This window comes from Brucella sp. NBRC 12950 (assembly GCF_030268145.1).
Lineage (GTDB): Bacteria > Pseudomonadota > Alphaproteobacteria > Rhizobiales > Rhizobiaceae > Brucella.
In genome coordinates this window covers 20,234-43,301 of sequence record NZ_BSQC01000003.1, presented here as the reverse complement: position 1 = coordinate 43,301, position 23,068 = coordinate 20,234, and the positions used below count along the sequence as shown (strand labels likewise).

Sequence of the window (23,068 nt, the reverse complement as noted above, 5' to 3'; positions counted from 1 at the left end):
CACATGAGTTAGGCGATTTTTCGCAATGGAAGCCGCGCGCTGTCTATTGCGTCGATTAGCCTTGTCGTGTTCTGCGCAGGATTTTCATCGGGATTCTCGAACACGATATGGCTGAGTTCCACGCTAGCGGTCTTGCCTGAAAGGGTGAGCCGGAAGTAGGCATAGACACCCCTACTACGAAACTCCATGTCGAGAACAATGGAAGGGGGGCCGTACCAGTCGCACTGGAACTCACCGCCATGCCCCAGCTCGAGAGTACCAGGGAAGAAATGCAACTCCGTCGCCGAAGCGACGATATCGGCAATGTTTGCAAACAATTCGCAGCGTATGAAGGCGATATAGTCGGCAGGATCAACTAGTCGAAGTTCAGCAACGACTTCTCGGATGTTTTCGGCAATGATTGCCTCGCGTTCGTTTGAGAATTGAAGACTCTTCATCGTGTAACCGCCGATCAGTAAGAACAGACTGATAATATATTAGAATATTCTAAAGTCATCTGAAAACCTGTCATCGTATAGTATGCCGGGCATTGATGACGCGGATCAGTTCGGCGACCGCCTTATAGAATTCAGGTGCGATCATCTGGTCGACATTCACCTGCTTATAGAGAGCACGTGCCAATTGTACATCCTCAAATACTGGAATGGAATTTGCGGTTGCTATTTCTCTTATCTTGAGGGCGATGAGATCTTGTCCTTTTGCAACAACGATTGGTGCTGCCTCCTCATGAGGTCGATAGCGTAATGCTACAGAAAAGTGGGTCGGATTTGCGACAATCAGCGTGGCTGTTGGAACTGCGTTGATCATGCGGCGCCGAGCGCGGTCGCGGCCCAGCGAGCGCAGCCGTGCTTTAACCAGTGGATCGCCTTCTGACTGCTTGAGCTCGTCCTTTATTTCCTGCTTGGTCATGCGCAGTTCCTGTTTCCAGTGAATGCGCGACCATGCAAGATCGAAGCCGGCAATCGCGGTGATCGCGAGGACATTTGCCACCAAAAGCCGCACGAGATTCTCACGCAGAAACTCGGGTAATGCGCTCGGGTCGGTAGCGACCGCTTCGGTGAAGAGGTTATTGCCTTTGAAGAAGACAAAGAAAACGATCACGCTGGCGGCAATGAATTTTGCCAATGATTTGAGAAATTCGACCTGACCGGCACGACCGAAAATGCGCGTCCAGCCTTTGAGCAAGGAAATGCGCGATGCTTGTGGGCGAATACGTTCACCGACCAATCGCGGCGCATTTTGGAAGACAGAAGCAGCAATACCTGCAAGTGGAATGATGATGAAGACCGGAATGAGGGCTGCACCGACAGAAAGCGACAGAATGCCAAACAGATGGCTTGCATCTTCCGCGCTGTTTAGAGACCAATCTTCTGGACGGTCCATTAGTTCGCGCAAGAAAACAGCCAGTTTGGTTGTTGCGGGTGCCGCGACGAAGACCGCAATCACCAGAAAGGATGCGATACCAGCAAGGATTGGCGTTTCGCGGGAGAAAGGCATGTTGCCCTTGTCCAAAGCGTCGCGGATCTTTTTCTCGGTCGCGTCCTCGGTTTTACTCTCTTTATCGGTATCGTCGGACATATGTTACACGCAAGATTAGAGCGCATTCCGAACAGTGTGAAACGGTTTTTCGGACAGAGATGCGCGTTAGGACAGTTGACTAGAATGCCGATCCGCTCCAATCAGTTCGGCGCCCTATTTCGGGTCTGCGCCTGGATCGAGAGTGATGATACCGCGCTCAGAAAGATCGATAGCGATGCGTGCAATTGCGCGCCGTGCGTTTGCGATGTTCTGACTGGTGATGTTGCCTTGTTCGGCTGCCAATTCGCTTTCGACCATACGGCGACCGCGTGTGGAAAGCGAGGATAGCACCATTTCCTGAAGAGACGTGTCGGCACCACGCAATGCGGTTGCAATCTGTTCGGTCTGGACTTCATCGAATAGCAGAAGACGGGCGCGTTGCGAGAGACGTTCGACATCTTCAAAGTTGAAGAGTTTCGCCTTGATGCGTGCGATGTCGTCTTGACTGAGATCTTTGAGACTAGACATGAGCTCTTCCATCTCCTGCCGGTCGAGCTGGTTGAAGATATTGGCGATCTGGCCGTGATGGGCTTTGACAGGGCCTGCATCGGTGCGGCCGAGCAGGTCGCGGCGCAATACATCTTCCAGAAGATCGGCTGCAGCTGGTGCAACATTCCCAATATGCAGCGAACGCTGCACGACGGCACTGCGCAACTGTGGCGGTAGACTTACAAACATGCGGGCGGCGAGATCCGATGGCAGCTTGGAGACGATATAAGCGATGATCTGCGGATGCTGATCCGAGAGATAGGCCTGCAGGCTCTCAACCGGCAGTCTCGCAAGTTGTACCCAAATGGATTCCTGAACTAGCTGCGGCTGAACGCGCTCTTCAAACACGGCATCGGCTTCGTCTTGCGGCAAGGCTTCGCGCAGCAGGCCTTCAAAGCGCTGTGCTGCCTCTGAAACGGGCGCGCCTTCGGCAAATGAATCTTCGAACTGTTTCACCAGATGTTCAAAGTCGAGCGGTGAAATGGGTTCAAGCGTGCGGGCATGGCCTGCAAGCTTGCGCAAATCGTCGGCGTTGAAATGTTTGAGCAGCCGAGCGGCAGAAGGGCGGCCGATTGCGACAAGGATCGCAGCCGCTTTCTGCGGACCGGAAAGAGTGTCAACCACTCCGCTTGTGCTGTCATCGAGAGGCTTCTGCGATTCATTATCGGCCATGGTCGATCCGTTACTTACCGATGATTTCGGTGAGGCTGACGCCGAAGCGCGAAGAATCGTCTTCAAGAACGATAACTTCACCGCGCGCAATCACTCGCCCATTGACGACGATATCGACCGGGTCGCCGATCTGCTTGTCGAGGGTGATAACAGCACCGCGACCAAGCTTCATTAGATTGGCGACAGGCATGGTTGTTCCGCCCAGCACGACCTGAACGTCGACCGGAATGCCCATGATGAGCTCGAGATTGGGCTTCGCTGCGCCTGTCTTTTCAGCGCGCGGCTTATCTTCCTGCAACTCTTCGATTGCTTCGTCGAGCTCATGCTGCATTTCTTCATCCTTGTTCTTGCTCATGCCTGCCCCGCAATTTCAACGGTCGCCTTCTTGACGGCGCGACGTACGAAAACAGGTAATGCGTTCTTTTCTTTTGGCGAAGGCTCGCTCATAGGAGGAAAAGGCTGCTCCTCAATACGAGCAACTGCTGCCGTAACATTGCGCGCCTGATGCACATCACGGGAAAGAGCCTTTCGCACTCGGTTCAGCTCCTCAATCGCTTCATCCATTTCCCGACGAACGCGGGCAGTTTCAGCGATACGGGCTTCAATGCGGACGGTTTCATCTGCAAGATCGGTACGCTGGTTCTGCAAAGATTTTGCAACGCGCTCCAGACCGTTGGAGGCCGCAGCCACACGAAGCGTTAGCAACTTGCCCAGCTTGATTGTCTCATTGGCCTTGCGCCCGACGATGATGAGCGCGCCGAGCGAGCCGAGAGCCATCAGCGTGGAAAGTATGTTAGCCAGCAACAAGCTCATCGATGAGATCCTCTTCCTGATTGACCGCATCGCCAACCTTGACTGTAAAGTGAATGCCGGACTTCCCGAGCGTGCATTTGAAAAGCTGCTGATCGCCAGCACGCAAACGCACCTGTTCCATTGCATCCGTCGGCAGCTTCAGAACCTGACCGATTTCAAGTTTTGAAAGAACGTCGAGCGTTAGGCTTCCTTGCTGGATGAAGGCTTCAAGCTCGATCCGTGCGCGGCTGACTTCGCTGCGCATTCGCTTGCTCCAAGCAGGATCTGCTTGATCCAGCGGGCGGCGCAGGAATGCAGCCACGGCGTCTTGCATCGGCTTATGAGTGCTGCGGGGCAAAAGAAGATGCACGGCCCCTGTCTTACCTGCCGCTACCACATCAATGCGGCAGACGAAGAGGCGCGAATGCTCGAATTCGTCGCGGTTGAACTCGGCCGTGTCCGTGCATTCGCCAGCGGCAAACAGCGCCTGCGAAGTGGTTGCGAATACCTGATCAAGAGCTGCAGCCATGTGAGACGTCAGTAGGCTCGAGATTTTGCGCTCCAGCAAACCGAACGGACGTTCCAGATCGAAGTTGCCGAGATTTCCCTGTGCGCCAAACATGGCCTCAATGACAGAAAATACCATTGCCGCATCGGCGGTTAGGTAAAGTGTACATCCCCAACGATCGGCTTTGAGGGGCGCGATGATCGCAGCCTTACCCATGATGGCATCGAATGAAGCATTGTCCGCAGCTTCAACCTGGCCTGCTTCCGCATCAAATGCAGCAGCGCTGCCCTGTTTGAGACGGCCGCAAAAATGCGCAGACGCATCCTTGAACACGTGTGAAAGCGACTTCAGATCGTCGCCCGACAATCCTGCCGCTCGTAACAGATTTTCAGCAAGCGCGTCGTTTTTGCGGCTCTGGCCCTGAGTGGTCATATCAGGCTGCCTGCTGGATCGGCGTTGTCGCCATTGTTTCCTGCTCGACAACGTCGATGCTTGGACGTTCATAAGCTGAGATGGTCTTGCGGCCGTATTCAACGGCGATCTGTGGCAGAGAACCGTTCATATATGCAAGCAGTGTCTGCTTAACTACGGTGTAAAGACGGTTATTCTTGTCTCGCGTCGACTTGATCTTGGTAGCAATCGGGCCAACGACACCATAGGAAAAAAAGATACCCGCGAAGGTACCAACAAGCGCCGCACCAATCAGATGGCCCAGTACTTCGGGGGACTGGTTGAGCGCACCCATCGCTTTAATAACACCAAGAACAGCTGCGACGATACCTAGGGCCGGCAGCGCTTCGGAAATGCTGACCATCGCCTGGTAAGGCTTGAGCTTGTCGCGCGAAAGCGTGTGGATTTCTTCATCCATAAGCGCTTCAATTTCATGTGAGCGAACATTGCCAACGATGATAAGGCGGCAATAATCGCAGATGAAGTGGATGAGATCGTCTCTCTTCAGGATGCTGGGATATGCCTGAAAGATCGGCGATTCCTTGGGGTTGTCGATATGGGCTTCCACTTCGTTGCGCGACTTGGCGCGCAGCTCACGCATCAGGCTATAAAGCAATCCGAGAAGATCGAGATAATCACGCTGCTTTGGCACTGCATTGGTGAAGGCCTCAACGCAAGCCTTGCCCGTATCTTTCACAAGTGAAAACGGGTTGGCGATGAAGAATGTGCCAAGGGCTGCGCCAAGAATAATGACGAATTCCCACGGCTGAACAAGCACGCCGACGTGACCGCCCATGGCGATGAAACCGCCGAGCATACAGCCCAGTGTGATGGCGAGGCCGATGAGAATACCCAAAGCGCAAGACTCCCGTTGGTTCGAACTTATTTCGCACTCTAGGGAATGCGCCTTGCGCGAAGCTTGTCACATGACGCTAAAATGCATCAGCTTCGGACAAGCTTGAGGCTGCATAAAGGTTGCGAAAAATTGCAGGGGGTTCTCGCTTGGTCAACACGATGATGAGTTATCGGCTGATCGCGTCCGATATGACGCGGTCGTTGCAGCGTGTTTCGAAGGAGCCGCTGGTCGAGCGAGAAACCGCCTATTACAAAGAGAACATCGGCAAGGTGAAATCCATTGATGATTTCATGTCTGACACCCGACTCTATAACTATGCCATGAAGTCATTCGGCCTGGAAGACATGGCCTATGCTAAGGCTTTCGTTCGTAAGATACTCACTGAGGGCGTCAAAGACGATGACGCCATGGCGAACAAGCTGACCGACAAGCGGTATAAAGAGTTTGCGACGACATTCGATTTTGCAGGCAAGGGTGAAAAAGCCACCGACGGCACGGCCGCCCAGCAAGGTGTGATGGATAAGTATATCCGTCAGACACTGGAGACAGAGGCTGGCAGCCAGAACGAGGGTGTCCGTCTGGCACTCTATTTCGAGCGCAAAGCGTCCACCATTACCAATGCGTACGAAATCCTTGGCGATAAGGCTTTGCTAACCGTTATGCAGACAACGTTTGGCTGGCCCTCGGTGATGTCAAATGCCGACATCGACAAGCAAGCGAAGATGATCGAGGCCAAAGTCGATTTTTCGAGAATGTCAGATCCTGATTATGTATCGAAGATGATCTCGCGCTTCACGGCCATGTACGAGATGAACAATCCAACCACGAGCAGCCCTGCATCTATCGCCTCGCTGTTGTTGGGTGGCACGTCATCGGTCGGCATATCGTCGAGCATTCTGACTACTTTGCAGAACTTCAAGCCGGGCGGACGTTGATAAATGCAAAATAATTCCATCTACGTAGGGCTGTCTTCCCTTGTCACACTTGAACGGCGGATGGATGCCATTGCGCATAATGTGGCAAATATTTCGACGCCGGGCTTTCGCGGCGAAGGCACGAAATTCAATACAATCGTCTCCAACAAGGCAAGCGAAGACGTAAGCTTCGCGACAGCAGGCAAGAGCTATATTCGCACAGAAGCGGGCTCAATGCTGGAAACCGGTAATCCTTTTGATGTTGCCGTCAAAGGCGATGCCTGGATGTCGGTCAACACCCCGCAGGGTGTTGTCTATACTCGCGACGGCCGCATGAAGATGATGCCAACCGGTGAACTGGTGTCTGTCACAGGCAATTCGGTTCTGGATGTGGGCGGTGCGCCTATCGTTCTCAATCCGGATGGCGGTGCGCCGAAGATTTCCAGTGACGGTGCTGTCTACCAGAACGGCGCACAGATCGGTGCAATTGGCCTGTTCTCGATACCAGTAGATGCCGATCTCACCTATGCAGGCAATTCCGGTGTTGTACCAAGTAAGCCCGCGCAGGCTGTCGTTGACGATATGAGTGTTGGAGTTGTGCAGGGGATGATCGAAGGTTCCAATGTTGATGGCATGACGGAAATGACCCGTCTCATCAGCGTTAGCCGAGCTTTTGAGCAGGTGAATAATCTACTTTCACAACAGGAAAGCACAGTGGCTGAAGCCATCAGGACGCTGGGCTCCAAAAACGGATGACTCCTGACTTACCGCTCGCGCGGCTCGCCGCCTTTGCCCGCCAACAATCGATAGCGCCAAAGTCTCTGACAGGAATTGGCGGTACGGTGAGCGATGTGTCGCGTTCGGCGATTGCAGTGCGGGGCCTCTCGCGCAATGCGCGCTTGGGTGATGCGGTGGCTATCCGCACTGACAGTGGTCAGAGCCTTGCTGAGATCATTCGTGTGGCTGATCATCAGGTGCTTGCGAAGCCGTTCGATGATCGTATAATTCCCTCACTTGGCGCTGCTGTGTTTGAAGAAGGGCCGCTTCGCATTCGGCCTGCGCCGGAATGGCGGGGCAGGGTAATCAATGCATTGGGCGAAGCGGTGGATGGAAAAGGCTCACTCCAACCCGGTTTACGCCCCATGGCATCGGAAAACCTTCCACCAGCTGCGTTGCGACGCGCACGCGTGGATCGCGGATTGCGGACCGGCGTCAATGTAATCGATATTTTCACGCCGCTCTGTTTTGGGCAACGTATCGGCATTTTTGCAGGCTCAGGTGTGGGTAAATCCACCTTGCTCGCCATGATGACCCGCGCTGCCGATTTCGATACGGTTGTTCTGGCACTGACCGGTGAACGCGGTCGCGAAGTGCGCGAGATGCTCGAAGAAACAATGGCGGGGCATCTCGATAAAACGGTAACGGTGGTTGCGACCGGCGACGAAAGCCCGATGATGCGCCGCCTTGCCCCTAATACAGCAACCGCGATTGCGGAATATTTCCGCGATCTTGGACAGAATGTCCTGCTGATTGTAGATTCCGTCACACGCTTTGCCCATGCTGCGCGCGAGGTGGCTATTGCCGCGGAAGAGCCGCCGGTATCGCGGGGTTATCCGCCAAGCGTGTTCAGTCAGTTACCGCGTTTGCTAGAGCGCGCTGGTCCCGGCATTACTGACGCGGGTGGCAGTATCACGGGCATTTATTCGGTGCTGGTCGATGGTGACGATCACAATGACCCGGTCTCCGATACCATTCGCGGCACGTTGGATGGGCATATTGTTCTTGATCGCGCAATTGCGGCTCAGGGACGTTATCCGGCAGTCGATATTCCTGCATCGGTTTCGCGTCTGGCAAAACATAACTGGACACCAGAACAGCGCAAGCTTGCCACTCAGTTGCGCAGTATGGTTGCACGTTTTGAAGAGACGCGCGATCTGCGTGCGATTGGTGCCTATCAGAAGGGTAATGACGGATTGCTGGATCAGGCCGTCGATTTTGTTCCGCGCATTTATGATGCGCTCCAACAATCGCCTGAGACAGGGCTGTCTGCTGACCCCTATCACGATCTTGCCGCGGCACTGCGCGGGGAAAAACAGGCATGAAGGTCATGAAGACGGGTTCGCGTAAAACCATGGAAGAGTCCATTCTTGCTGACTTGGCAGCAGAGGTGGAAGCTGCGACTGTGAGGGAAACCAAAAAGCCGCAAAGTCAGGTTGACCGCTATCTCAAGATTGCGGCGATCACACTTGCTGTTGGCTGCTCGATGCTTCCGTTCGTCACCTATCTTCAGCGTGTCGATCTGAGCCAGGATAAGAAGACCGACAGCAAGATTGTTGATCCGCTTGACCGCTCCGACCAGAAGACCGTGCGTCATTTTCCGTCCTTCCGCCCGAATGATCAAGTCGCCCCGAGCGAGGATATCGACACCACCACAACAGGTTCGGTCATGTCGAACGGCAAGGGTTTGCCTGGAACAGGTGCGGGTAATGGTCGTGAAGGCGGCGAGAGGCAGACATTGCCAAAGCCGGTATTCGCATTGCGGGAAGTGGTCGGCGGTATGGCGATGATCGAAGATACGTCGGGCTATTGGTTCGTGGAAAAGGGTTCGCTCCTGCCAGACGGCAGCCATCTGGTTTCCATCGGCCGGGGTAATCAGGTCGGAATGTGGAAGCTGACGACATCATCTGGCGATGTGATCGAAATGCGCAGATGAGGCCATGAGCTGGCCTTTTTGAAGCTTGCGTAAATCTGCCTTGAAAACAGATTGGTTCACTTCTCTGAATCAGAGTCGATATTAATATAACTATCTGATTTAAATATATTTTATGAACGTTATCCAAGTGTTGGAATGCTCTGCCTTTGCGAAACCTTGCTCTACGCAAGCTTGACGCAAGTTCCGGCCTTTAAGTTAACGAACTGTAAAGGCGGGAAACTCAATGAGCTCCATTCATCTTTTCGATCTGGCTGCAAGGCAGGCGCAGTGGTTGTCGGTACGACAGGCCACGGTTGCAGGCAATGTCGCCAATGCGAATACGCCAGATTTCCGGGCGCGCGACGTTCAGCCCTTCGCTGACGTGCTGGACAAAACCCAGCTCACCATGGCTGCAACAAGCTCGCAGCATCTAGAGGTTGAGGCGAATGGCATCGCAGGCGCGCGGCTGCGCCCGGAAGATATCACCGAGCAGACCCATTCGGGCAATACGGTCGATGTCGAGCGAGAAATGATGAAGGCAGGCGAGATCTCGCGTGAATATTCGCTTAACACAAGCATCGTCAAAGCGTTTCACCGTATGATGATGACTGTAGCGAAGGGGTAAGCCGTGTCGGATGCCTTGCAAAATACCCTCAAGATTGCCGCGTCAGGACTGTCGGCTCAGTCGACCCGGTTGCGCATCGTTTCTGAAAATCTTGCCAATGCGCAGGCGACAGCCAAGACCGCCGATACCGATCCTTACCGCCGCAAAACTGTATCCTTCCGCACTGAAATCGAACAGGGTACGGGTGCTGCCGAAGTCAGGGTTGCTGAAGTCGGTAAGGATACGTCGGCCTTTATCGAACAATATGACCCAAGCCATCCGGCAGCGGATGCGCGTGGCTATGTGAAATATCCAAACGTCAACATGGTCGTCGAGATGGCGGACATGCGTGAAGCTAACCGTTCTTACGAAGCCAATTTGCAGGTCGTCAAACAAGCCCGAGAGCTGATTTCAATGACCATCGATCTCCTGAGGAGCACATAATGTACGACTCAATCATGAGTGTTTCGGCGCGAAACGCTCTATCGCGTCTTTCTGAAACGGTTGCTGAAAAGAGCGTGGGCTCGACCTCGGCCCCGCAAGCTATTCCAACAACGTCCGGCGCTTCTTTCGGAGAAGTACTGTCGCAGATGACGGATTCCGTCGGACAGAAGCTACAGGCCGCGGAAGCCAAATCGATCCAGGGCATCAAGGGCGACGCACCGCTGCGTGATGTGGTCGGTTCGGTCATGGAGGCTGAGCAGTCGCTTCAGACGGCAATCGCGATTCGTGACAAGATCGTACAGGCCTATCTCGAAATCAGCCGTATGCCGGTTTGAGTGCTCTCAGTGAATAAGGACCTGCTATGAAAGCCCTGACGATTGCCGCAACCGGTATGAACGCCCAGCAGCTCAATCTGGAAGTGATCGCCAACAACATCGCCAATATCAATACGACAGGCTTCAAGCGTGCCCGCGCTGAGTTCTCCGATCTTCTCTATCAATCGGAACGGACAGCTGGAGTGCCAAATCAGGCCAATCAGGCAATCGTTCCCGAAGGCGCGCTGGTCGGGCTTGGTGTTCAGACAGCCGCAGTGCGTAATCTGCATATTCAGGGCAGCTTCAATCAAACCGGCAATCCCTATGACGTGGCGCTGACGGGTCGCGGCTGGTTCCAGATCCAGAGCCCGACGGGAGAAACGCTTTACACGCGCGCTGGTGCATTCAACAAGAATGCCGACGGCCAGCTGGTAACGCTCGATGGCAATCCGGTCGAACCTGCGATCACCATTCCACCTGACGCCATTGAGGTTACCGTTACAGAGACCGGTCAGGTTTTCGCCAAGCTGCAGGATCAGGTCAATCAGGTCGATCTCGGTCAGCTGACACTTGCCAATTTCACCAACGAAGCCGGTCTGGAGCCACTGGGTGGCAATCTCTACCGCGAAACGGAAGCCTCTGGTGGCCCGTTGGTCGGTGTCCCGGGTGATCCGGGCTATGGCGCGATCAAGCAGGGTTACCTCGAAGCATCAAACGTCGATCCGGTGAAGGAAATCACCGATTTGATTTCGGCACAGCGTGCCTATGAAATGAACTCGAAGGTCATTCAGGCAGCTGACGAAATGGCCGCTACTGTATCGAAGAATCTGCGCTAAAGCATCAGAAATGCTTTCTTTTTGTTTCCACGCACATCTTGGTCCGAAAACCGGTTCCGCTTTTCGGGATGTGCTCCAACGGTGATGGCGATGAGTTATGCGAAGGCGATTTCCCGGAAAACAAGGCTGGTCACTGCCGCCCTTCTGCTGTCCGCAGTAATGGGGTCTGCGACCATGGCCGTAAGCGCTGCCGACCGCATAGCTTTTGTCGTGCCTTCGGCAACCGTCTATCCCGGTCAGATTGTAAGCGATACCGCACTGCTGGAAAAGAAGTTCTTCATCAGCGCACCGGCTGCAAGCCAGTATGTGCTGTCGCAAGATCAGGCGGCAGGCAAGGTTGCACGCAAGACGCTGCTTCCGGGCAAGCCGATCCTCGTATCTGCCCTTAGTGAGCCATCGCTGGTCAAGCGTGGTGTTCCGGCTCCGTTAGTATTCACGTCTGGTACGCTTGTCATCACCGCTATGGGCACACCGCTTGAATCGGGTGCTGCTGGCGATTTTATCAAAATCCGTAATATCGATAGTGGTATCATCGTGTCGGGCACAGTGCTTGCGGATGGCCGTATTCAGGTGGGGATGCAGTGAGAAAAGCACGCGCAGCCCTGATTGCCCTTCTGGCTATTGCACTGCAGCCCGTTGCGGGCTTTGCGGATGAATCATCCAAGAACGCGCGCGAGTTTGGGTCGGCCGTAGAAGCCGACGCAGACTGGCTTGGCTCAGGTGGCGATCCGTCGAAAATGACTTATGCCGAACTGGGCAGGGGCAGCGCTGTTGCGCGCCTGAAAGACATTGCGACCATTCAGGGCGTACGTGAAAATCAGCTCGTAGGTTATGGTCTCGTTATCGGTCTGAAAGGCAGCGGCGACAGTCTGCGCAATTCGCCTTTCACGGAACAATCCATGCGCGCCATGTTGGACAATTTGGGTATCAGCGCTCCGCGCAATTCGACCCGTTCCAAGAACACCGCAGCTGTTATCGTAACCGCCAATCTGCCCGCATTTGCAGGAACCGGCTCCCGTATTGACGTGACTGTGTCTTCGCTGGGTGACGCAACATCGTTGCAAGGCGGTACGCTGGTGATGACGCCCCTGATGGGTGCAGATAATCAGGTTTATGCGGTCGCGCAGGGTAACATGATCGTTTCAGGATTTTCGGCTGAAGGCGAAGCTGCGAGCATAACGCAGGGTGTTCCGACCTCGGGCCGTATCCCGAACGGTGCTCTTGTTGAGCGCGAAGTTGCAGGCAATTTCGGCAATGACAGTGAAATGGTCGTCGAATTGCGCGACCCTGATTTCACCACTGCTGTACGTGCCGCCGATACGATCAACGTTTTTGCCAAACGCCGGTATGGCCGCGGTGTGGCGATTGCACGCGATGCCAAGACCATTCGGCTTCAGCGTCCGAAGAACGTGCCTGCCGCTCGCTTCCTTGCTGAGCTGGAAGGTTTGCCAATCACCACGGATGAAGTTGCGCGCGTCGTCGTGGATGAACGAACGGGCACGGTCGTCATTGGCGAGAAAGTACGGATTTCCAAAGTGGCAATCAGCCATGGTAGCCTGACCGTGCGCGTGACGGAAACACCGATAGTCGTCCAGCCGGATCCATTTAGCTACGGCGAAACTGAGGTTGAGCCGAATACTGATATTGCGGTCAATCAGGGTGACTCCAAGATCGGCATCCTGACGGGGGCCAATCTTGAAAACCTTGTCAAAGGACTGAACCAGATCGGCGTTAAACCAAATGGCATCATTGCTATTCTGCAGGCTATCAAGACTTCAGGTGCCCTTCACGCAGAACTGGTGGTGCAATGATTATGGCTAGATACGTCATTGGCTTTGGTTCAGTTCTTGCAGTGCTTTTCGGTACAGGTTTTCCGGCTTTTGCACAGCAGCCGCTTCCACCTGTTCCAGCCCCAAATCAGGCCGAAGGGCTCGCGCCATCAACCGCTGCTCAGCAGTTGGCGGCTTCTGCGCCCATCGGCAATCTTGATGAAATTCGCAAATTCTGCGGCAACATCGACGATCAGGCCGCTGATGCGCGCTATTCGCTGCAGGCCAAGCAGCTTGCTGATCTCAAGGCCGACGTTGAAGAGCGTATGCGCGCGCTGGAAGCCAAGCGCAAAGAATATGAGATGTGGCTGAAGCGTCGCGACGAGTTCGTGAACAAAGCACAGGATTCCCTTGTCGATATCATCTCCAAGATGAAACCTGATGCGGCTGCGGCGCAAATGTCGCTGATTGGCGATGAAGCGGCGGCGGCTTTGATACTCAAACTCAATCCGCGTGTTTCGAGCATCATCCTCAATGAAATGCCGCCTGAAAAGGCAGCCAAGCTCGCAAGGGTTATTGTTGGTTCGCAGCGCACGACCGCAGCGCCGCAGCTCACCAGGGAACAGCGCGCGCAGGCGGAATCCGGGAATTCGGTGCAATGACGAAAAGCATAAACAAAGCGCTCTTTGCAGCGGCAACCTTAGCCCTTTTAGCGGGCTGTGCCACAAAGCCGGAAGAGATCGGCCGTGCGCCGGACCTTTCGCCTGTGGCGGCTAATCTCGGTGTCCAGAACAACCCGCAATATACCGGCTATCCTGTTCGCCCAAGCAAGGCATCCTATTCGCTTTGGGATCAGCGTTCTACGAACTTCTTCAAAGATCCACGCGCCGCCGAGCCCGGCGATGTCCTGACGGTTATCATCTCGATAAATGATCGGGCGAACATGGACAACAAGACCGATCGTGAACGCGTGTCGAAAGGCCTCTACGGCGGTGGCGCTTCGTTCGACACAAGTAGCCTTTCGGGTGCAGGAGCAGGTGGTACCATGGATGCGTCGGTCAACACGCGATCAAACAGCTCATCGAAGGGCAAAGGCACGATTGAGCGCAGTGAAGATATCCGTCTGCAGGTCGCAGCCATTGTCACCGATACGTTGCCGAACGGTAATATGATCATTCGTGGTTCGCAGGAAGTGCGCGTTAACAACGAGCTGCGCGTGCTAAACGTTGTCGGTGTTGTACGTCCGCGCGATATTTCAGGCAACAACACCATTTCCTACGACAAGATTGCCGAGGCGCGTATTTCTTACGGTGGACGCGGTCGCCTGAGCGAAATTCAGCAGCCGCCTTACGGTCAGCAGATTCTCGATCAGATTTCTCCGTTCTGAAGTTGAGCAGGTATGAGCGATACGGCAATCGATAAGGACGGTAAAGCAAAAGGCTCGTTGGTGGGCCTGTTGGGCGCTGTTGCAGTGCTGACTGCAATCGCTGGCGGTGGAGGATGGTATCTGGGTGGCGTTATCTCAGATGACCAGCAAGCCGCAGTTAAATCGACGACGAAGGAGGACAAGCCGAAGCAGGGTGATTTTGAATCGCGCTCCATTGGAACCATCATCCCTCTGCAGCCGATTGTGACCAATCTTGGTATTCCTCAGACCACATGGGTCCGACTTGAGGCGGCGCTTGTTGCAAAGCCGGGCCGTGAAATTCCGCCCTCAGTTGCGGCCAGTGTGGGCGATGATTTCATGAGCTTCCTGCGGAGCGTCAATCTCATGCAGTTGCAGGGTGCCGCTGGTTTGGCCTATTTGCGTGCCGATCTTGAAGAACGGGCGCGGATGCGTTCGGAAGGCGCGGTCGACCGCGTTTTCATTTCGACGCTGGTAGTAGAATGAAGAAAATTTTCGCCCTGAGTGGCTTGCTGACGTTGGTCTTTATTTCTGTTGCCCATGCACAAGCCTTGTCACTGGATAGTCTTCTTCCAGCCGGAAGTGGTGCAGCCAGCGGACAGATTGTTCAGCTGTTTGGCATTCTGACGGTTCTGTCGGTGGCGCCCGGCTTGCTGATCATGGTCACAAGCTTCACCCGTTTTGCCATTGCATTCTCGCTTTTGCGCTCGGGGCTTGGGCTTCAGACGGCTCCTGCAAGCATGGTGATGATCTCGCTGGCTTTATTCATGACCTTCTATGTCATGGCACCAGTGTTTGATCGTGCCTGGAACAATGGCTTGCAGCCTTTGATGCGCAATGAGATCACGCAGGACGTGGCATTTCGTGAACTTTCGAATCCATTTCGGGAATTTATGATGCGCGAAGTGCGCGACAAGGACTTGCGCCTGTTTGAAGATCTAGCAGATCCGGCATTTCGCACGGGTGAAGACGGCATTGTTGATTTCCGCGTGTTGGTTCCGGCCTTCATGATTTCTGAATTACGACGTGGTTTTGAAATCGGCTTCCTGATCGTTCTGCCGTTTCTGGTGATCGATTTAGTGGTGGCGACGCTCACCATGTCGATGGGTATGATGATGTTGCCGCCGACCGTGATATCCCTGCCGTTCAAAATACTATTTTTCGTGCTGATCGATGGCTGGAATATCTTGGTCGGAAGCCTGATACGATCATTCTCCTAAGTCGACGGGTGCCAAATCAATAGCTTGTTAGGCATTTCTAACAAAAGTGCGAAGCGGCTTTGTGTGGGATAATGCGCCAAAAAAATGGGTTTAGAGCGGTACCAACGTTTCCATTTTAACTGGACTGCAATACGCCTCCCAAGGAGGTGGCATCCTCCAAAATGAAGGTTCATTAAAAACGATCGCATTATATTAATATATTCTTAACAATTGGATTATAGTGCTACTAGCCATAGTAGGTCCCACGCGTTTCGTGGTGACAGGCATGATGCCGCTCTCCTATGCCGGTAATTTTCAATCCGGCCTGTCCCTCAAGTTTGTTTTCCCAAGGGGCAATTCAATGTCTAGCATTCTTACTAACTCTTCAGCTCTTACCGCTCTTCAGACCCTTTCCTCGACCAACAAGTCGCTGGAAACCACGCAGAACCGTATTTCGACCGGCTTGCGCATCGGTGAAGCTGCTGACAATGCATCTTACTGGTCGATTGCAACCTCGATGAAGTCCGACAACAAGGCCAATTCGGCTGTTCAGGACGCTCTTGGCCTCGGTGCCGGCAAGGTCGACACTGCATATACTGCAATCAACGACATCAAGGACCAGGTTGACAAGATGAAGTCGCTTCTGGTTAGCGCTCAGGGCGCCAGCCAGGAAGACCAGAAGAAGGTCGCGACCGAACTGAAAGCAATCCAGTCGCAGATCAAGTCGTCTGCCAGCAACGCGAACTACGCTGGTTCGAACCTGCTCGTGAACGACGCCGCTGCAACTTCGGACCTTAAGGTTGTTGCATCGTACAACCGTACCGGCACCACCGTAACGATCGATACCGTTGACGTTGCTGCTGCTGACGTACAGGTTTTTGCTGACGCTGCAGGCACCGGCGGTATCGCTGGCGGTCTTGTTGCCGATACGTTCTTCGACCCATCCACAGCAAAGCTTGACGACGCTGCAATCAAGACTGCTCTGGAATCGGTTGAAACCGCTCTGGACAAGCTCACCACCGGTGCAGCCTCGCTCGGTGCTGCAAAGGCACGTATCGACACCCAGAAGAGCTTCATTTCCAAGCTCAGCGACTCGGTTGAAAAGGGCGTTGGTACGCTCGTTGACGCCGACATGAACAAGGAATCGGCTCGTTTGTCGGCTCTGCAGGTTCAGCAGCAGCTGGGCGTTCAGGCTCTCTCGATCGCTAACTCGTCGAGCCAGTCAATCCTGTCGCTGTTCCGCGGCTAATCATTTAGCTGATACAGTTGATACTTCGAGGGGCGTGGAATTTATTCCGCGCCCTTCTTCTTTTCTAAAAAGCTACTTCTTCAGTCATGTCGACACTTTCGCGCAAGCTTCGCGATCTATTTTGTTCGCATCAGGATGGCGGTGGTATCGATGCAGCAAAATTTCCAGCAATTACTCCAACAGCTTAAGGGAACGCTCGGCAAGCTTGGCGCGCGAAAACTTATTGCGCTCGGACTTGTCGGGGCTGCATTGATGGGCGCTATTCTTTATACGAGCGTCTATCTGAGTCGCCCCTCCTATGAGACACTTTATGTCGGCCTTTCGCGCGATGACGTGAATCGTATGGGTTTGGCGCTCGGTGAAGCGGGCATCGCTTTCGACGTAAAGTCTGACGGTTCATCGATCCTTGTTCCTGTCGGCAAGGCAGAACAGGCGCGAATGTATCTGGCTGAAAAAGGTCTGCCGACGTCAAATAACGCCGGTTACGAGCTTTTCGACAATATGGGCTCGCTTGGCTTGACGTCGTTTATGCAGGAAATCACACATGTTCGTGCGCTTGAAGGTGAGATCGCCCGCACCATTCAGGCCATTCGAGGCGTCAAAGCTGCACGTGTCCACATCGTCATGGCCGAAAAAGGCTCGTTCCGTCGCGGTGACCAGAAGCCGTCTGCCTCGGTTGTGATCCGTGCTGAAGGCGGGTTTGCCGCTGAATCCGCACAGTCGATCCGCCAACTGGTTGCAGCCGCCGTACCATCGCTTGATGCTTCGTCCATTACGGTTCTCGATACCAATGGTCGTCTGCTCGCTTCGGCCGGGGAAGCTGCGAATGGTGCTGCTCTTCTGACTGCGTCGCTTGAACAGCAAGTGGCTGGCAATGTGGATGAGAGCATCCGCAAGGCGCTTGCTCCATATCTCGGTGTTGGTCACTTTCAGAGCAGTGTTCAGGCAACGCTTGATACCGACCGCCGTCAGACCAACGAAACTCAGTTCGATCCTGAATCGCGTGTTGAACGTTCTGTTCGTGTTGTTCGCGAAAGCGGGGACTCCCGCAACGCACGCAATGACAATGCCACCGGCGTTGAGCAGAATATTCCGCAAGAAGAAATTCAGAACCGCAACGGCGAAAGCTCGTCTGAAAAGACCGATCGCCGCGAAGAACTCACTAATTACGAAATGAACACCAAGACGGTGGCCACAGTCAGCGATGGCTACACCATCAAACGTCTGTCGATTGCCGTCGTTATCGATCAGGCGCGTCTGCTTGAAACGGCGGGCACCACGCCGCCTCCTGCAGATTTCGTCGATCAGCAGATCTTGAGAATCCGCGACCTCGTTGCAACGGCCGCCGGTCTCAATGCCGACCGTGGGGATGTGATCAACGTAACGGCTGTCAACTTTCTCAGCCCTGCTGGCGCGGATATGGAGCCGGTTTCCACGCCATGGTCCGAGCAGCTGATGCGTCAGAGTGGTTCTTACGTCAATGCGTTGGCAATTCTTGCTGCCGTTGCGTTCCTGATCTGGTTTGGTGTTCGTCCTTTGCTCCGCGATCAGAACGCAAAGCCATCCGGAACAGAAGTTGCGCTGCGTCAACCGGCTGATGTCGCTGTGCCAAACTTTGTTGGTGATGCACAGCAGGCCATCGCCGGTGAGGGCGCTAAGGCAGTGATCGGTGGACCAGAAGCCTATGCTGATCAGATGAAGACGAGCCTTAGCGACCTGCGTCAGCGTATGCGTATGCCTGCTAAGCTACGTCTCGAACAGATGATTGAGATGGATGAAGAGCGCGTCGCTGCAGTTCTCAAGCAATGGATCCACGAAACCGCTATCAAGCAGGATGCAGCATCAAACCAGCGATCTGTAATGCCGGAGCTCGAGGCTGCCTGATTATGAGCACGCTCGCACTCAGCCGCTACCTTCCTGATTTCTCGACGCATCGTATCGCCGACGAAGCGGTCGAAATCATTGCGGCCCCCGCACAGCCGCAACCTTTGTCGGAGCGCTTGCAGCACACCGATCTGCAATTAGAAGCTTCAGAGAAGCCTCTATTTGCAGAGCAGGAGGAAGTCGCATGCATTATCGCGATTGAAGAGGAAAAGCGGGCTGCATTTGAGGCCGGTCGCGAAGACGGTCACAAGGAGGCAGAAGCGCTTTACGAAGCCGAGAAGACCAGATTGCTGCGTGAGCATGAAGCGGACGTTGAAGCATTGCGTGCGAGTTTCTCTCGTGAGCAGGCCAATCTCCTGGCGGGTGCTTTGACGGAAGCTGTGAGCGAGCTTGAACAATCCATATCGGCGCAGATTGCCGAGGCTCTGGCACTGTTGCTGGTAGCCAGAATCGAACAGGACGCAATTGCCGGTTTCGCGCAGCGGATCAGCAAGCTGGCTCTGCAAGGAGAAGCGCCTGAAATCTTCGGTCCAGCGCATCTGCTTGAGCCGCTCAAGGATCATGCCGACCTTCTGCCACCTGGATGTCGTTATACTGAGAACGCATCCAGCGAACTCTCATTTTCCTTTGGCGATCGTGTGCTTGAAACACGCGTCGCGCCAGTTCTGGAAGAACTAAGGGAAGCTACCAGATGAGCATTGATCCGGAGACCAAGCGCGAAATCATAATTGTCCGCCGTGGCAAGAACGATGATCATGATGGTCATCATGGCGGCGTTTGGAAGATCGCTTACGCCGACTTCATGACGGCGATGATGGCGTTCTTCCTGGTCATGTGGCTCATCAATGCCGCCAACGAAGAAAGCAAAGCGGCTGTCGCCAGTTACTTCAATCCCGTTAAGCTGATGGACCGTCATTCAAGTCCCAAGGGCGTGCAGGACATTGACGAACAGAACGGCAAAGTTCGCTTCGAGAGCGACACGCAGATCGAAAACGGCACCAAGGTTATCAACGATAACGCTGCTTCTCCGCCCATTGAGCAGGAAGAAAGCCGCATGTTCCGCGAGCCATACGCTGTGTTGTCGGAACTTGCGCATGAAACTGGCGTTTTACAGAACCAGTCCGCAAAAGGCGATGGCGGCAGCGCACAGGCTGGCACCCAGACAGGCAGTGACGGCGGCGATGCCTATCGAGATCCTTTCAGTCCCGATTACTGGTCGAACAGGGCTGCGGAAGAACTGACGCCGCCGGAAGCTGCTCCGGCTACGCCGCCACAACAGACAGCGGAAGCCAAAGCCAAGTCAAAAGCCGAAGGGGCTGAAAAGCCAGTAGGAGCCCAGGAAAAACTGATTTCTGATTTGAAGAAGGCAGCGGAGGGAAATACGACGACGGATGACGGCAAAGCGGCACAGGCTGAACCTATGCCGGACGTTACAGTCGTCCCGGTCGATGGCGGTGTCATGATTCAGCTGACCGACAAAGTCGACTTCGGCATGTTCACGATTGGCTCCGCCAAGCCGGATGCGCGCGTTGTGCAAATGCTTGAACGCATTGCACAGGTTATCGCGCGGCAGTCGGGTGACGTTATCATCAGCGGCCACACTGACGCGCGACCCTTCAAGAGTGCAAACTACGACAATTGGCGTTTGTCTTCGGCGCGTGCGCAGATGGCCTATTATATGCTGGTGCGTGGCGGGCTTGATGAAAAGCGTGTTCTGCGAGTTGAAGGCTATGCCGACCGCCAACCGAAGAATGCTTCCGATCCAAATGCCGCCGAGAATCGCCGCATCGACATCTTCCTCAAGTCCAATCCATGAAGAAATTGGTAATGCGCGCACTGCTCGTACTTGTTGCAAGCCTTCCGCTGGCAAGCGGAGGTGTGGTGTCGTATGCGCAGACGCAAGCAGCAGACGAGCCACGCAGCCTGCCGGTGCTTGAACCCTATAAGCTTGTCCGCTCGCTGCGTATGTTGCAGGATCAGCTGGTTTCCGGAAAGCCAGAAGCTGTTGTTATGCTCAACAGGCTGTTGATTTTTGTGAGTGCTGATATGGAACGCGCTCCAAAAGAGTTTTGGGACAAGCCTGAGAATATTTATGCGGCCATCATCTATCTGTTTAACGGTGGTAACCCTGATGCTGTGAGAAAAGTGCTTGCTGGTTTTGATGGCAAGACTGTTCCGCCAGAGCTCGTCAAAGGTGCGCTTGCCTACGCATCGGGTCAGAATATTGAGGTGGTGAAGCTGTTCTCAATGCCGCTGTCACCACAGCTGCCAGCCGAGCTACGCTCTTCCATCGTGTTAGTAACAGCTAGCCAGATGACGGCTTTTGATCCGGCAACAGCACTTCTGCGTCTTGATCAGGTGCGGCTCGATAGTCCGGGTACGCTTTTTGAAGAAGCGGCTATTCGTCGTTCGATGCCGATTGCCGCCAAGCTCGGTGATGCAGACAAGATTAGAATGTTGTCACGCAATTACCTTCAACGCTTCCCGCGCTCTCCCTATATGAGGGATTTTATGAAGCAATTTGTGGACGCGGCGTTGAAACTCAATGACCGCATCGGCAATGCCGAACTGGTCAAGCTGATCGGTACAGCTGATACGGTCATGCAATATTCACTTTATCTGCAAATTGCTCGCGGCGCTCTGGTGGATGGGCAGACAGATCGCGCTCGCTTCATGTCGGCTGAGGCAAGAAAGCTAGCCGACCATCTGAAAGCTGATCCGAGCAGAGCCAATCTTTATGCAGCGGCAAGTGATGTTGCTTCGGATTCCGCCAAAGATGCATTGCGTGAATTGTCTCAGATTTCGCCTGATCGTCTGCAGGAACGTGACAGGCAGCTTCTACAGGCGGCCGAAGCTGTAGGATCGTTGGTGACGCGCAAGCCTCCCGTTGAGAGCATTGCAAAGCCAGCCAGAAGCGAAACTGACATTCCGGCAATGCCGATTGCTGACGGTGATGAGGCGCCCGCCGTGGCCAAGGCGCCAGAGACCGCTTCTCCTGCTGCCCGATGGAAGCCATCCCAGGCTGCAAAACCGGAAGATGATGTGCAGAAGACCATGGATGATGCGCGGCGCAAGCTTGCGGAAATTGATGCCTTGCTAGGAAAGACTATTCAATGAGCGTAGATCTTTTGCTCACTACGGCTGGAAGACTGGCTTCACTTGCCAGGAGTACAGGCGCCCAACAGGGCGCTGTGGCAAAAGCCAACGGCGAAAATCAGGAACAGTCTGAATCGGCCAAACTGTTTGGCGCATTGCTGGAAAAGTCTCAAAACAAGCTATCGCTTGAAGGCGAACAGAAGGATGAGACGCAGTCGGAAGATAGCGACAGAGCTGATCAGGATACGCCCGTTCAATCTTCGGCCTATGGTGTGTCGCAGAACCTGCTTGCACTTGCTGTAGGGTTCCGCAATCCGAAAGATGACGACCAGCCAGCTGCACCTAATACTGCTACCCAGCCGTCGATAGATGTATCGGCGCTGGCAGATACCAAAGAGGCTGCAGACCTTGCACTGACGGCTGCAGTTGCCGATGGCCTGCCTATGCCTGATGCAGAGCCAAAGAAGGATCAGAAGGAAAACGTTCAGGCAAATAAGCAGACGCAAGCAACAGCCGATCCCAGGGGGGCGGCAAAGCCTGAAAATTTGTTCAGTCACACTCCACCTGCTGCAACTCAAGATCAGCAGACTGACAGCGCCACAGACGGCTCTTCTGCACTGCCCAAGCCTGAGCTTTCACTTCAGTCCAGCAATGCTGCAGAAGCTGATCGTCCAAGTGTTCAGCCGCAGCAGCAAACCGGGAAGTCTGCACCTGCAGACTATGTAAAGGCCCCTGCATCAACTACGCCAACGGCTGCAGCACGCATCGCGGATATCCAAGTCCTCTCTGAACGCAGCTTTGGTGCTGTGAAGACTTTGCAGATCAGGCTCGACCCGATTGAGCTTGGCAGGGTGACCGCTCGTATTCGTCTGGTTGCTGACAGTGTGGAAGTGCATCTGGTTGCTGACAAAGCAAATGCTGCCGACGCGCTGGCTGCCGATCGTTCAATGATCGAAAAAGCTTTGAAAGTCGCAGGCATTACCGACGACACGAAAATTTCTGTCACAGTGACTGAACGTGGAGCAGCCAGTGCAGTTCAGCACAGCTCCGCAAGCCAAAGTGCGGGGCACCAACAGGCCAGCTCTCAACAGCAAGGCCAGCAGACCGCTGACATGCAAAATGGCTCGGATGGCCGGGGAAATTCTCAGGCACAATTTATGGGTGGTGAGGGCAGGCAGAATGGTGAATCTGGACAGGCAGACAGCAATAATGCACGCACTCGTAGACCGACTGAAGACAATGAACGCGAAATTTCTGGTTTTTCTGGCGGCCGGAATCGCGGCATCGTCGTTTAGTTTAACAGACGCTAAAGCAGAG

At 54.3% G+C, this 23,068-nt stretch carries 27 protein-coding genes; 20 read left to right on the top strand and 7 right to left on the bottom strand.

The features are described 5' to 3' along the window. Window positions 1–8: 8 nt before the first annotated feature. From QSJ70_RS05750 to motA, 7 genes are all read right to left on the bottom strand, one after another. The gene (locus tag QSJ70_RS05750; protein ID WP_215778251.1) at window positions 9–437 is read right to left on the bottom strand and encodes a BspJ family T4SS effector nucleomodulin; all 429 of its coding nucleotides are present in this window, start codon (window positions 435–437) and stop codon (window positions 9–11) included. 70 nt (window positions 438–507) lie between these two features. Continuing rightward, window positions 508–1,578, bottom strand: a complete 1,071-nt coding sequence (flhB, locus tag QSJ70_RS05745; RefSeq protein ID WP_285535120.1) for a flagellar type III secretion system protein FlhB — start codon at window positions 1,576–1,578, stop codon at window positions 508–510. Window positions 1,579–1,692: 114 nt separating this feature from the next. Beyond that, a complete protein-coding gene (locus tag QSJ70_RS05740; RefSeq protein ID WP_215778255.1) occupies window positions 1,693–2,739 on the bottom strand; it encodes a flagellar motor switch protein FliG in 1,047 nt (348 codons plus the stop codon). A gap of 10 nt (window positions 2,740–2,749) precedes the next feature. Then, complete coding sequence (gene fliN, locus QSJ70_RS05735; RefSeq protein ID WP_215778257.1) at window positions 2,750–3,094, bottom strand: flagellar motor switch protein FliN; 345 nt, start codon at window positions 3,092–3,094, stop codon at window positions 2,750–2,752. Then, entirely contained in the window at window positions 3,091–3,552 is a 462-nt protein-coding gene (locus QSJ70_RS05730) for a BAB2_0123 family type IV secretion system effector (protein ID WP_285535119.1), read from the bottom strand. Before QSJ70_RS05730 ends, fliN begins: the two co-directional genes overlap by 4 nt. After that, window positions 3,533–4,471, bottom strand: coding sequence for a FliM/FliN family flagellar motor switch protein (locus QSJ70_RS05725; protein WP_285535118.1), 939 nt, complete (start codon window positions 4,469–4,471; stop codon window positions 3,533–3,535). Before QSJ70_RS05725 ends, QSJ70_RS05730 begins: the two co-directional genes overlap by 20 nt. A 1-nt stretch (window position 4,472) precedes the next feature. Then, entirely contained in the window at window positions 4,473–5,345 is an 873-nt protein-coding gene (motA, locus tag QSJ70_RS05720; protein ID WP_215778262.1) for a flagellar motor stator protein MotA, read from the bottom strand. 146 nt (window positions 5,346–5,491) lie between these two features. On the opposite strand from motA, the gene QSJ70_RS05715 reads away from it, so the two are divergent. From QSJ70_RS05715 to QSJ70_RS05620, 20 genes are all read left to right on the top strand, one after another. After that, on the top strand, window positions 5,492–6,280 hold the full coding sequence (locus QSJ70_RS05715; protein ID WP_215778264.1) for a DUF1217 domain-containing protein: 789 nt from the start codon (window positions 5,492–5,494) through the stop codon (window positions 6,278–6,280). Between the two features lie 3 nt (window positions 6,281–6,283). Beyond that, entirely contained in the window at window positions 6,284–7,015 is a 732-nt protein-coding gene (gene flgF, locus QSJ70_RS05710; RefSeq protein WP_215778266.1) for a flagellar basal-body rod protein FlgF, read from the top strand. Then, complete coding sequence (fliI, locus tag QSJ70_RS05705) at window positions 7,012–8,361, top strand: flagellar protein export ATPase FliI (protein WP_215778268.1); 1,350 nt, start codon at window positions 7,012–7,014, stop codon at window positions 8,359–8,361. Before flgF ends, fliI begins: the two co-directional genes overlap by 4 nt. A gap of 5 nt (window positions 8,362–8,366) precedes the next feature. After that, window positions 8,367–8,972 carry a hypothetical protein gene (locus QSJ70_RS05700; protein WP_215778982.1) on the top strand — a complete coding sequence of 202 codons (606 nt, stop codon included), beginning with the start codon at window positions 8,367–8,369 and terminating at the stop codon, window positions 8,970–8,972. 223 nt (window positions 8,973–9,195) lie between these two features. Beyond that, complete coding sequence (flgB, locus tag QSJ70_RS05695) at window positions 9,196–9,576, top strand: flagellar basal body rod protein FlgB (protein WP_285535117.1); 381 nt, start codon at window positions 9,196–9,198, stop codon at window positions 9,574–9,576. 3 nt (window positions 9,577–9,579) lie between these two features. Continuing rightward, window positions 9,580–9,999, top strand: coding sequence for a flagellar basal body rod protein FlgC (gene flgC, locus QSJ70_RS05690; protein ID WP_215778272.1), 420 nt, complete (start codon window positions 9,580–9,582; stop codon window positions 9,997–9,999). Then, entirely contained in the window at window positions 9,999–10,334 is a 336-nt protein-coding gene (gene fliE / locus QSJ70_RS05685) for a flagellar hook-basal body complex protein FliE (RefSeq protein WP_215778274.1), read from the top strand. Before flgC ends, fliE begins: the two co-directional genes overlap by 1 nt. Window positions 10,335–10,360: 26 nt before the next feature. Then, on the top strand, window positions 10,361–11,149 hold the full coding sequence (flgG, locus tag QSJ70_RS05680; protein WP_215778275.1) for a flagellar basal-body rod protein FlgG: 789 nt from the start codon (window positions 10,361–10,363) through the stop codon (window positions 11,147–11,149). A 90-nt stretch (window positions 11,150–11,239) separates the two neighbouring features. Continuing rightward, window positions 11,240–11,734: a flagellar basal body P-ring formation chaperone FlgA gene (gene flgA, locus QSJ70_RS05675; RefSeq protein ID WP_215778277.1), complete on the top strand. Its 495-nt coding sequence runs from the start codon at window positions 11,240–11,242 to the stop codon at window positions 11,732–11,734. Next, the gene (locus QSJ70_RS05670; RefSeq protein ID WP_215778279.1) at window positions 11,731–12,960 is read left to right on the top strand and encodes a flagellar basal body P-ring protein FlgI; all 1,230 of its coding nucleotides are present in this window, start codon (window positions 11,731–11,733) and stop codon (window positions 12,958–12,960) included. Before flgA ends, QSJ70_RS05670 begins: the two co-directional genes overlap by 4 nt. Then, window positions 12,957–13,580, top strand: coding sequence for a MotE family protein (locus QSJ70_RS05665; RefSeq protein ID WP_215778280.1), 624 nt, complete (start codon window positions 12,957–12,959; stop codon window positions 13,578–13,580). The genes QSJ70_RS05670 and QSJ70_RS05665 overlap by 4 nt, the downstream gene beginning before the upstream one ends. Further along, window positions 13,577–14,305, top strand: a complete 729-nt coding sequence (gene flgH, locus QSJ70_RS05660; RefSeq protein WP_285535116.1) for a flagellar basal body L-ring protein FlgH — start codon at window positions 13,577–13,579, stop codon at window positions 14,303–14,305. The genes QSJ70_RS05665 and flgH overlap by 4 nt, the downstream gene beginning before the upstream one ends. Window positions 14,306–14,317: 12 nt before the next feature. Beyond that, a complete protein-coding gene (locus tag QSJ70_RS05655; RefSeq protein WP_215778284.1) occupies window positions 14,318–14,809 on the top strand; it encodes a flagellar basal body-associated FliL family protein in 492 nt (163 codons plus the stop codon). Continuing rightward, complete coding sequence (gene fliP, locus QSJ70_RS05650) at window positions 14,806–15,543, top strand: flagellar type III secretion system pore protein FliP (RefSeq protein WP_285535115.1); 738 nt, start codon at window positions 14,806–14,808, stop codon at window positions 15,541–15,543. Before QSJ70_RS05655 ends, fliP begins: the two co-directional genes overlap by 4 nt. A gap of 340 nt (window positions 15,544–15,883) precedes the next feature. After that, on the top strand, window positions 15,884–16,771 hold the full coding sequence (locus QSJ70_RS05645) for a flagellin N-terminal helical domain-containing protein (RefSeq protein WP_215778287.1): 888 nt from the start codon (window positions 15,884–15,886) through the stop codon (window positions 16,769–16,771). Between the two features lie 135 nt (window positions 16,772–16,906). Then, on the top strand, window positions 16,907–18,655 hold the full coding sequence (fliF, locus tag QSJ70_RS05640; protein ID WP_285535114.1) for a flagellar basal-body MS-ring/collar protein FliF: 1,749 nt from the start codon (window positions 16,907–16,909) through the stop codon (window positions 18,653–18,655). Window positions 18,656–18,657: 2 nt separating this feature from the next. After that, window positions 18,658–19,350 (top strand): hypothetical protein, encoded by a 693-nt coding sequence (locus tag QSJ70_RS05635; RefSeq protein WP_285535113.1) that lies wholly within the window; start codon window positions 18,658–18,660, stop codon window positions 19,348–19,350. Beyond that, window positions 19,347–20,471 (top strand): flagellar motor protein MotB, encoded by a 1,125-nt coding sequence (locus QSJ70_RS05630; RefSeq protein ID WP_215778292.1) that lies wholly within the window; start codon window positions 19,347–19,349, stop codon window positions 20,469–20,471. The genes QSJ70_RS05635 and QSJ70_RS05630 overlap by 4 nt, the downstream gene beginning before the upstream one ends. Further along, on the top strand, window positions 20,468–21,772 hold the full coding sequence (locus tag QSJ70_RS05625) for a chemotaxis protein (RefSeq protein ID WP_215778294.1): 1,305 nt from the start codon (window positions 20,468–20,470) through the stop codon (window positions 21,770–21,772). Before QSJ70_RS05630 ends, QSJ70_RS05625 begins: the two co-directional genes overlap by 4 nt. Next, window positions 21,769–23,046: a flagellar hook-length control protein FliK gene (locus QSJ70_RS05620; protein ID WP_285535111.1), complete on the top strand. Its 1,278-nt coding sequence runs from the start codon at window positions 21,769–21,771 to the stop codon at window positions 23,044–23,046. The genes QSJ70_RS05625 and QSJ70_RS05620 overlap by 4 nt, the downstream gene beginning before the upstream one ends. Window positions 23,047–23,068 lie beyond the last annotated feature (22 nt).

Coding starts and splice junctions, on each gene's coding strand:
- QSJ70_RS05740 (WP_215778255.1), bottom strand. CDS start 2,739: ATGGCCGATAATGAATCGCAGAAGCCTCTCGATGACAGCACAAGCGGA.
- QSJ70_RS05645 (WP_215778287.1), top strand. CDS start 15,884: ATGTCTAGCATTCTTACTAACTCTTCAGCTCTTACCGCTCTTCAGACC.
- flgB (WP_285535117.1), top strand. CDS start 9,196: ATGAGCTCCATTCATCTTTTCGATCTGGCTGCAAGGCAGGCGCAGTGG.
- QSJ70_RS05635 (WP_285535113.1), top strand. CDS start 18,658: ATGAGCACGCTCGCACTCAGCCGCTACCTTCCTGATTTCTCGACGCAT.
- QSJ70_RS05665 (WP_215778280.1), top strand. CDS start 12,957: ATGATTATGGCTAGATACGTCATTGGCTTTGGTTCAGTTCTTGCAGTG.
- fliN (WP_215778257.1), bottom strand. CDS start 3,094: ATGAGCAAGAACAAGGATGAAGAAATGCAGCATGAGCTCGACGAAGCA.
- QSJ70_RS05655 (WP_215778284.1), top strand. CDS start 14,318: ATGAGCGATACGGCAATCGATAAGGACGGTAAAGCAAAAGGCTCGTTG.
- flgF (WP_215778266.1), top strand. CDS start 6,284: ATGCAAAATAATTCCATCTACGTAGGGCTGTCTTCCCTTGTCACACTT.
- QSJ70_RS05630 (WP_215778292.1), top strand. CDS start 19,347: ATGAGCATTGATCCGGAGACCAAGCGCGAAATCATAATTGTCCGCCGT.
- QSJ70_RS05750 (WP_215778251.1), bottom strand. CDS start 437: ATGAAGAGTCTTCAATTCTCAAACGAACGCGAGGCAATCATTGCCGAA.
- QSJ70_RS05700 (WP_215778982.1), top strand. CDS start 8,367: ATGAAGACGGGTTCGCGTAAAACCATGGAAGAGTCCATTCTTGCTGAC.
- QSJ70_RS05730 (WP_285535119.1), bottom strand. CDS start 3,552: ATGAGCTTGTTGCTGGCTAACATACTTTCCACGCTGATGGCTCTCGGC.
- fliE (WP_215778274.1), top strand. CDS start 9,999: ATGTACGACTCAATCATGAGTGTTTCGGCGCGAAACGCTCTATCGCGT.
- QSJ70_RS05625 (WP_215778294.1), top strand. CDS start 20,468: ATGAAGAAATTGGTAATGCGCGCACTGCTCGTACTTGTTGCAAGCCTT.
- fliI (WP_215778268.1), top strand. CDS start 7,012: ATGACTCCTGACTTACCGCTCGCGCGGCTCGCCGCCTTTGCCCGCCAA.
- fliP (WP_285535115.1), top strand. CDS start 14,806: ATGAAGAAAATTTTCGCCCTGAGTGGCTTGCTGACGTTGGTCTTTATT.
- fliF (WP_285535114.1), top strand. CDS start 16,907: ATGGCGGTGGTATCGATGCAGCAAAATTTCCAGCAATTACTCCAACAG.
- flgH (WP_285535116.1), top strand. CDS start 13,577: ATGACGAAAAGCATAAACAAAGCGCTCTTTGCAGCGGCAACCTTAGCC.
- flgG (WP_215778275.1), top strand. CDS start 10,361: ATGAAAGCCCTGACGATTGCCGCAACCGGTATGAACGCCCAGCAGCTC.
- flhB (WP_285535120.1), bottom strand. CDS start 1,578: ATGTCCGACGATACCGATAAAGAGAGTAAAACCGAGGACGCGACCGAG.
- QSJ70_RS05725 (WP_285535118.1), bottom strand. CDS start 4,471: ATGACCACTCAGGGCCAGAGCCGCAAAAACGACGCGCTTGCTGAAAAT.
- QSJ70_RS05620 (WP_285535111.1), top strand. CDS start 21,769: ATGAGCGTAGATCTTTTGCTCACTACGGCTGGAAGACTGGCTTCACTT.
- flgA (WP_215778277.1), top strand. CDS start 11,240: ATGAGTTATGCGAAGGCGATTTCCCGGAAAACAAGGCTGGTCACTGCC.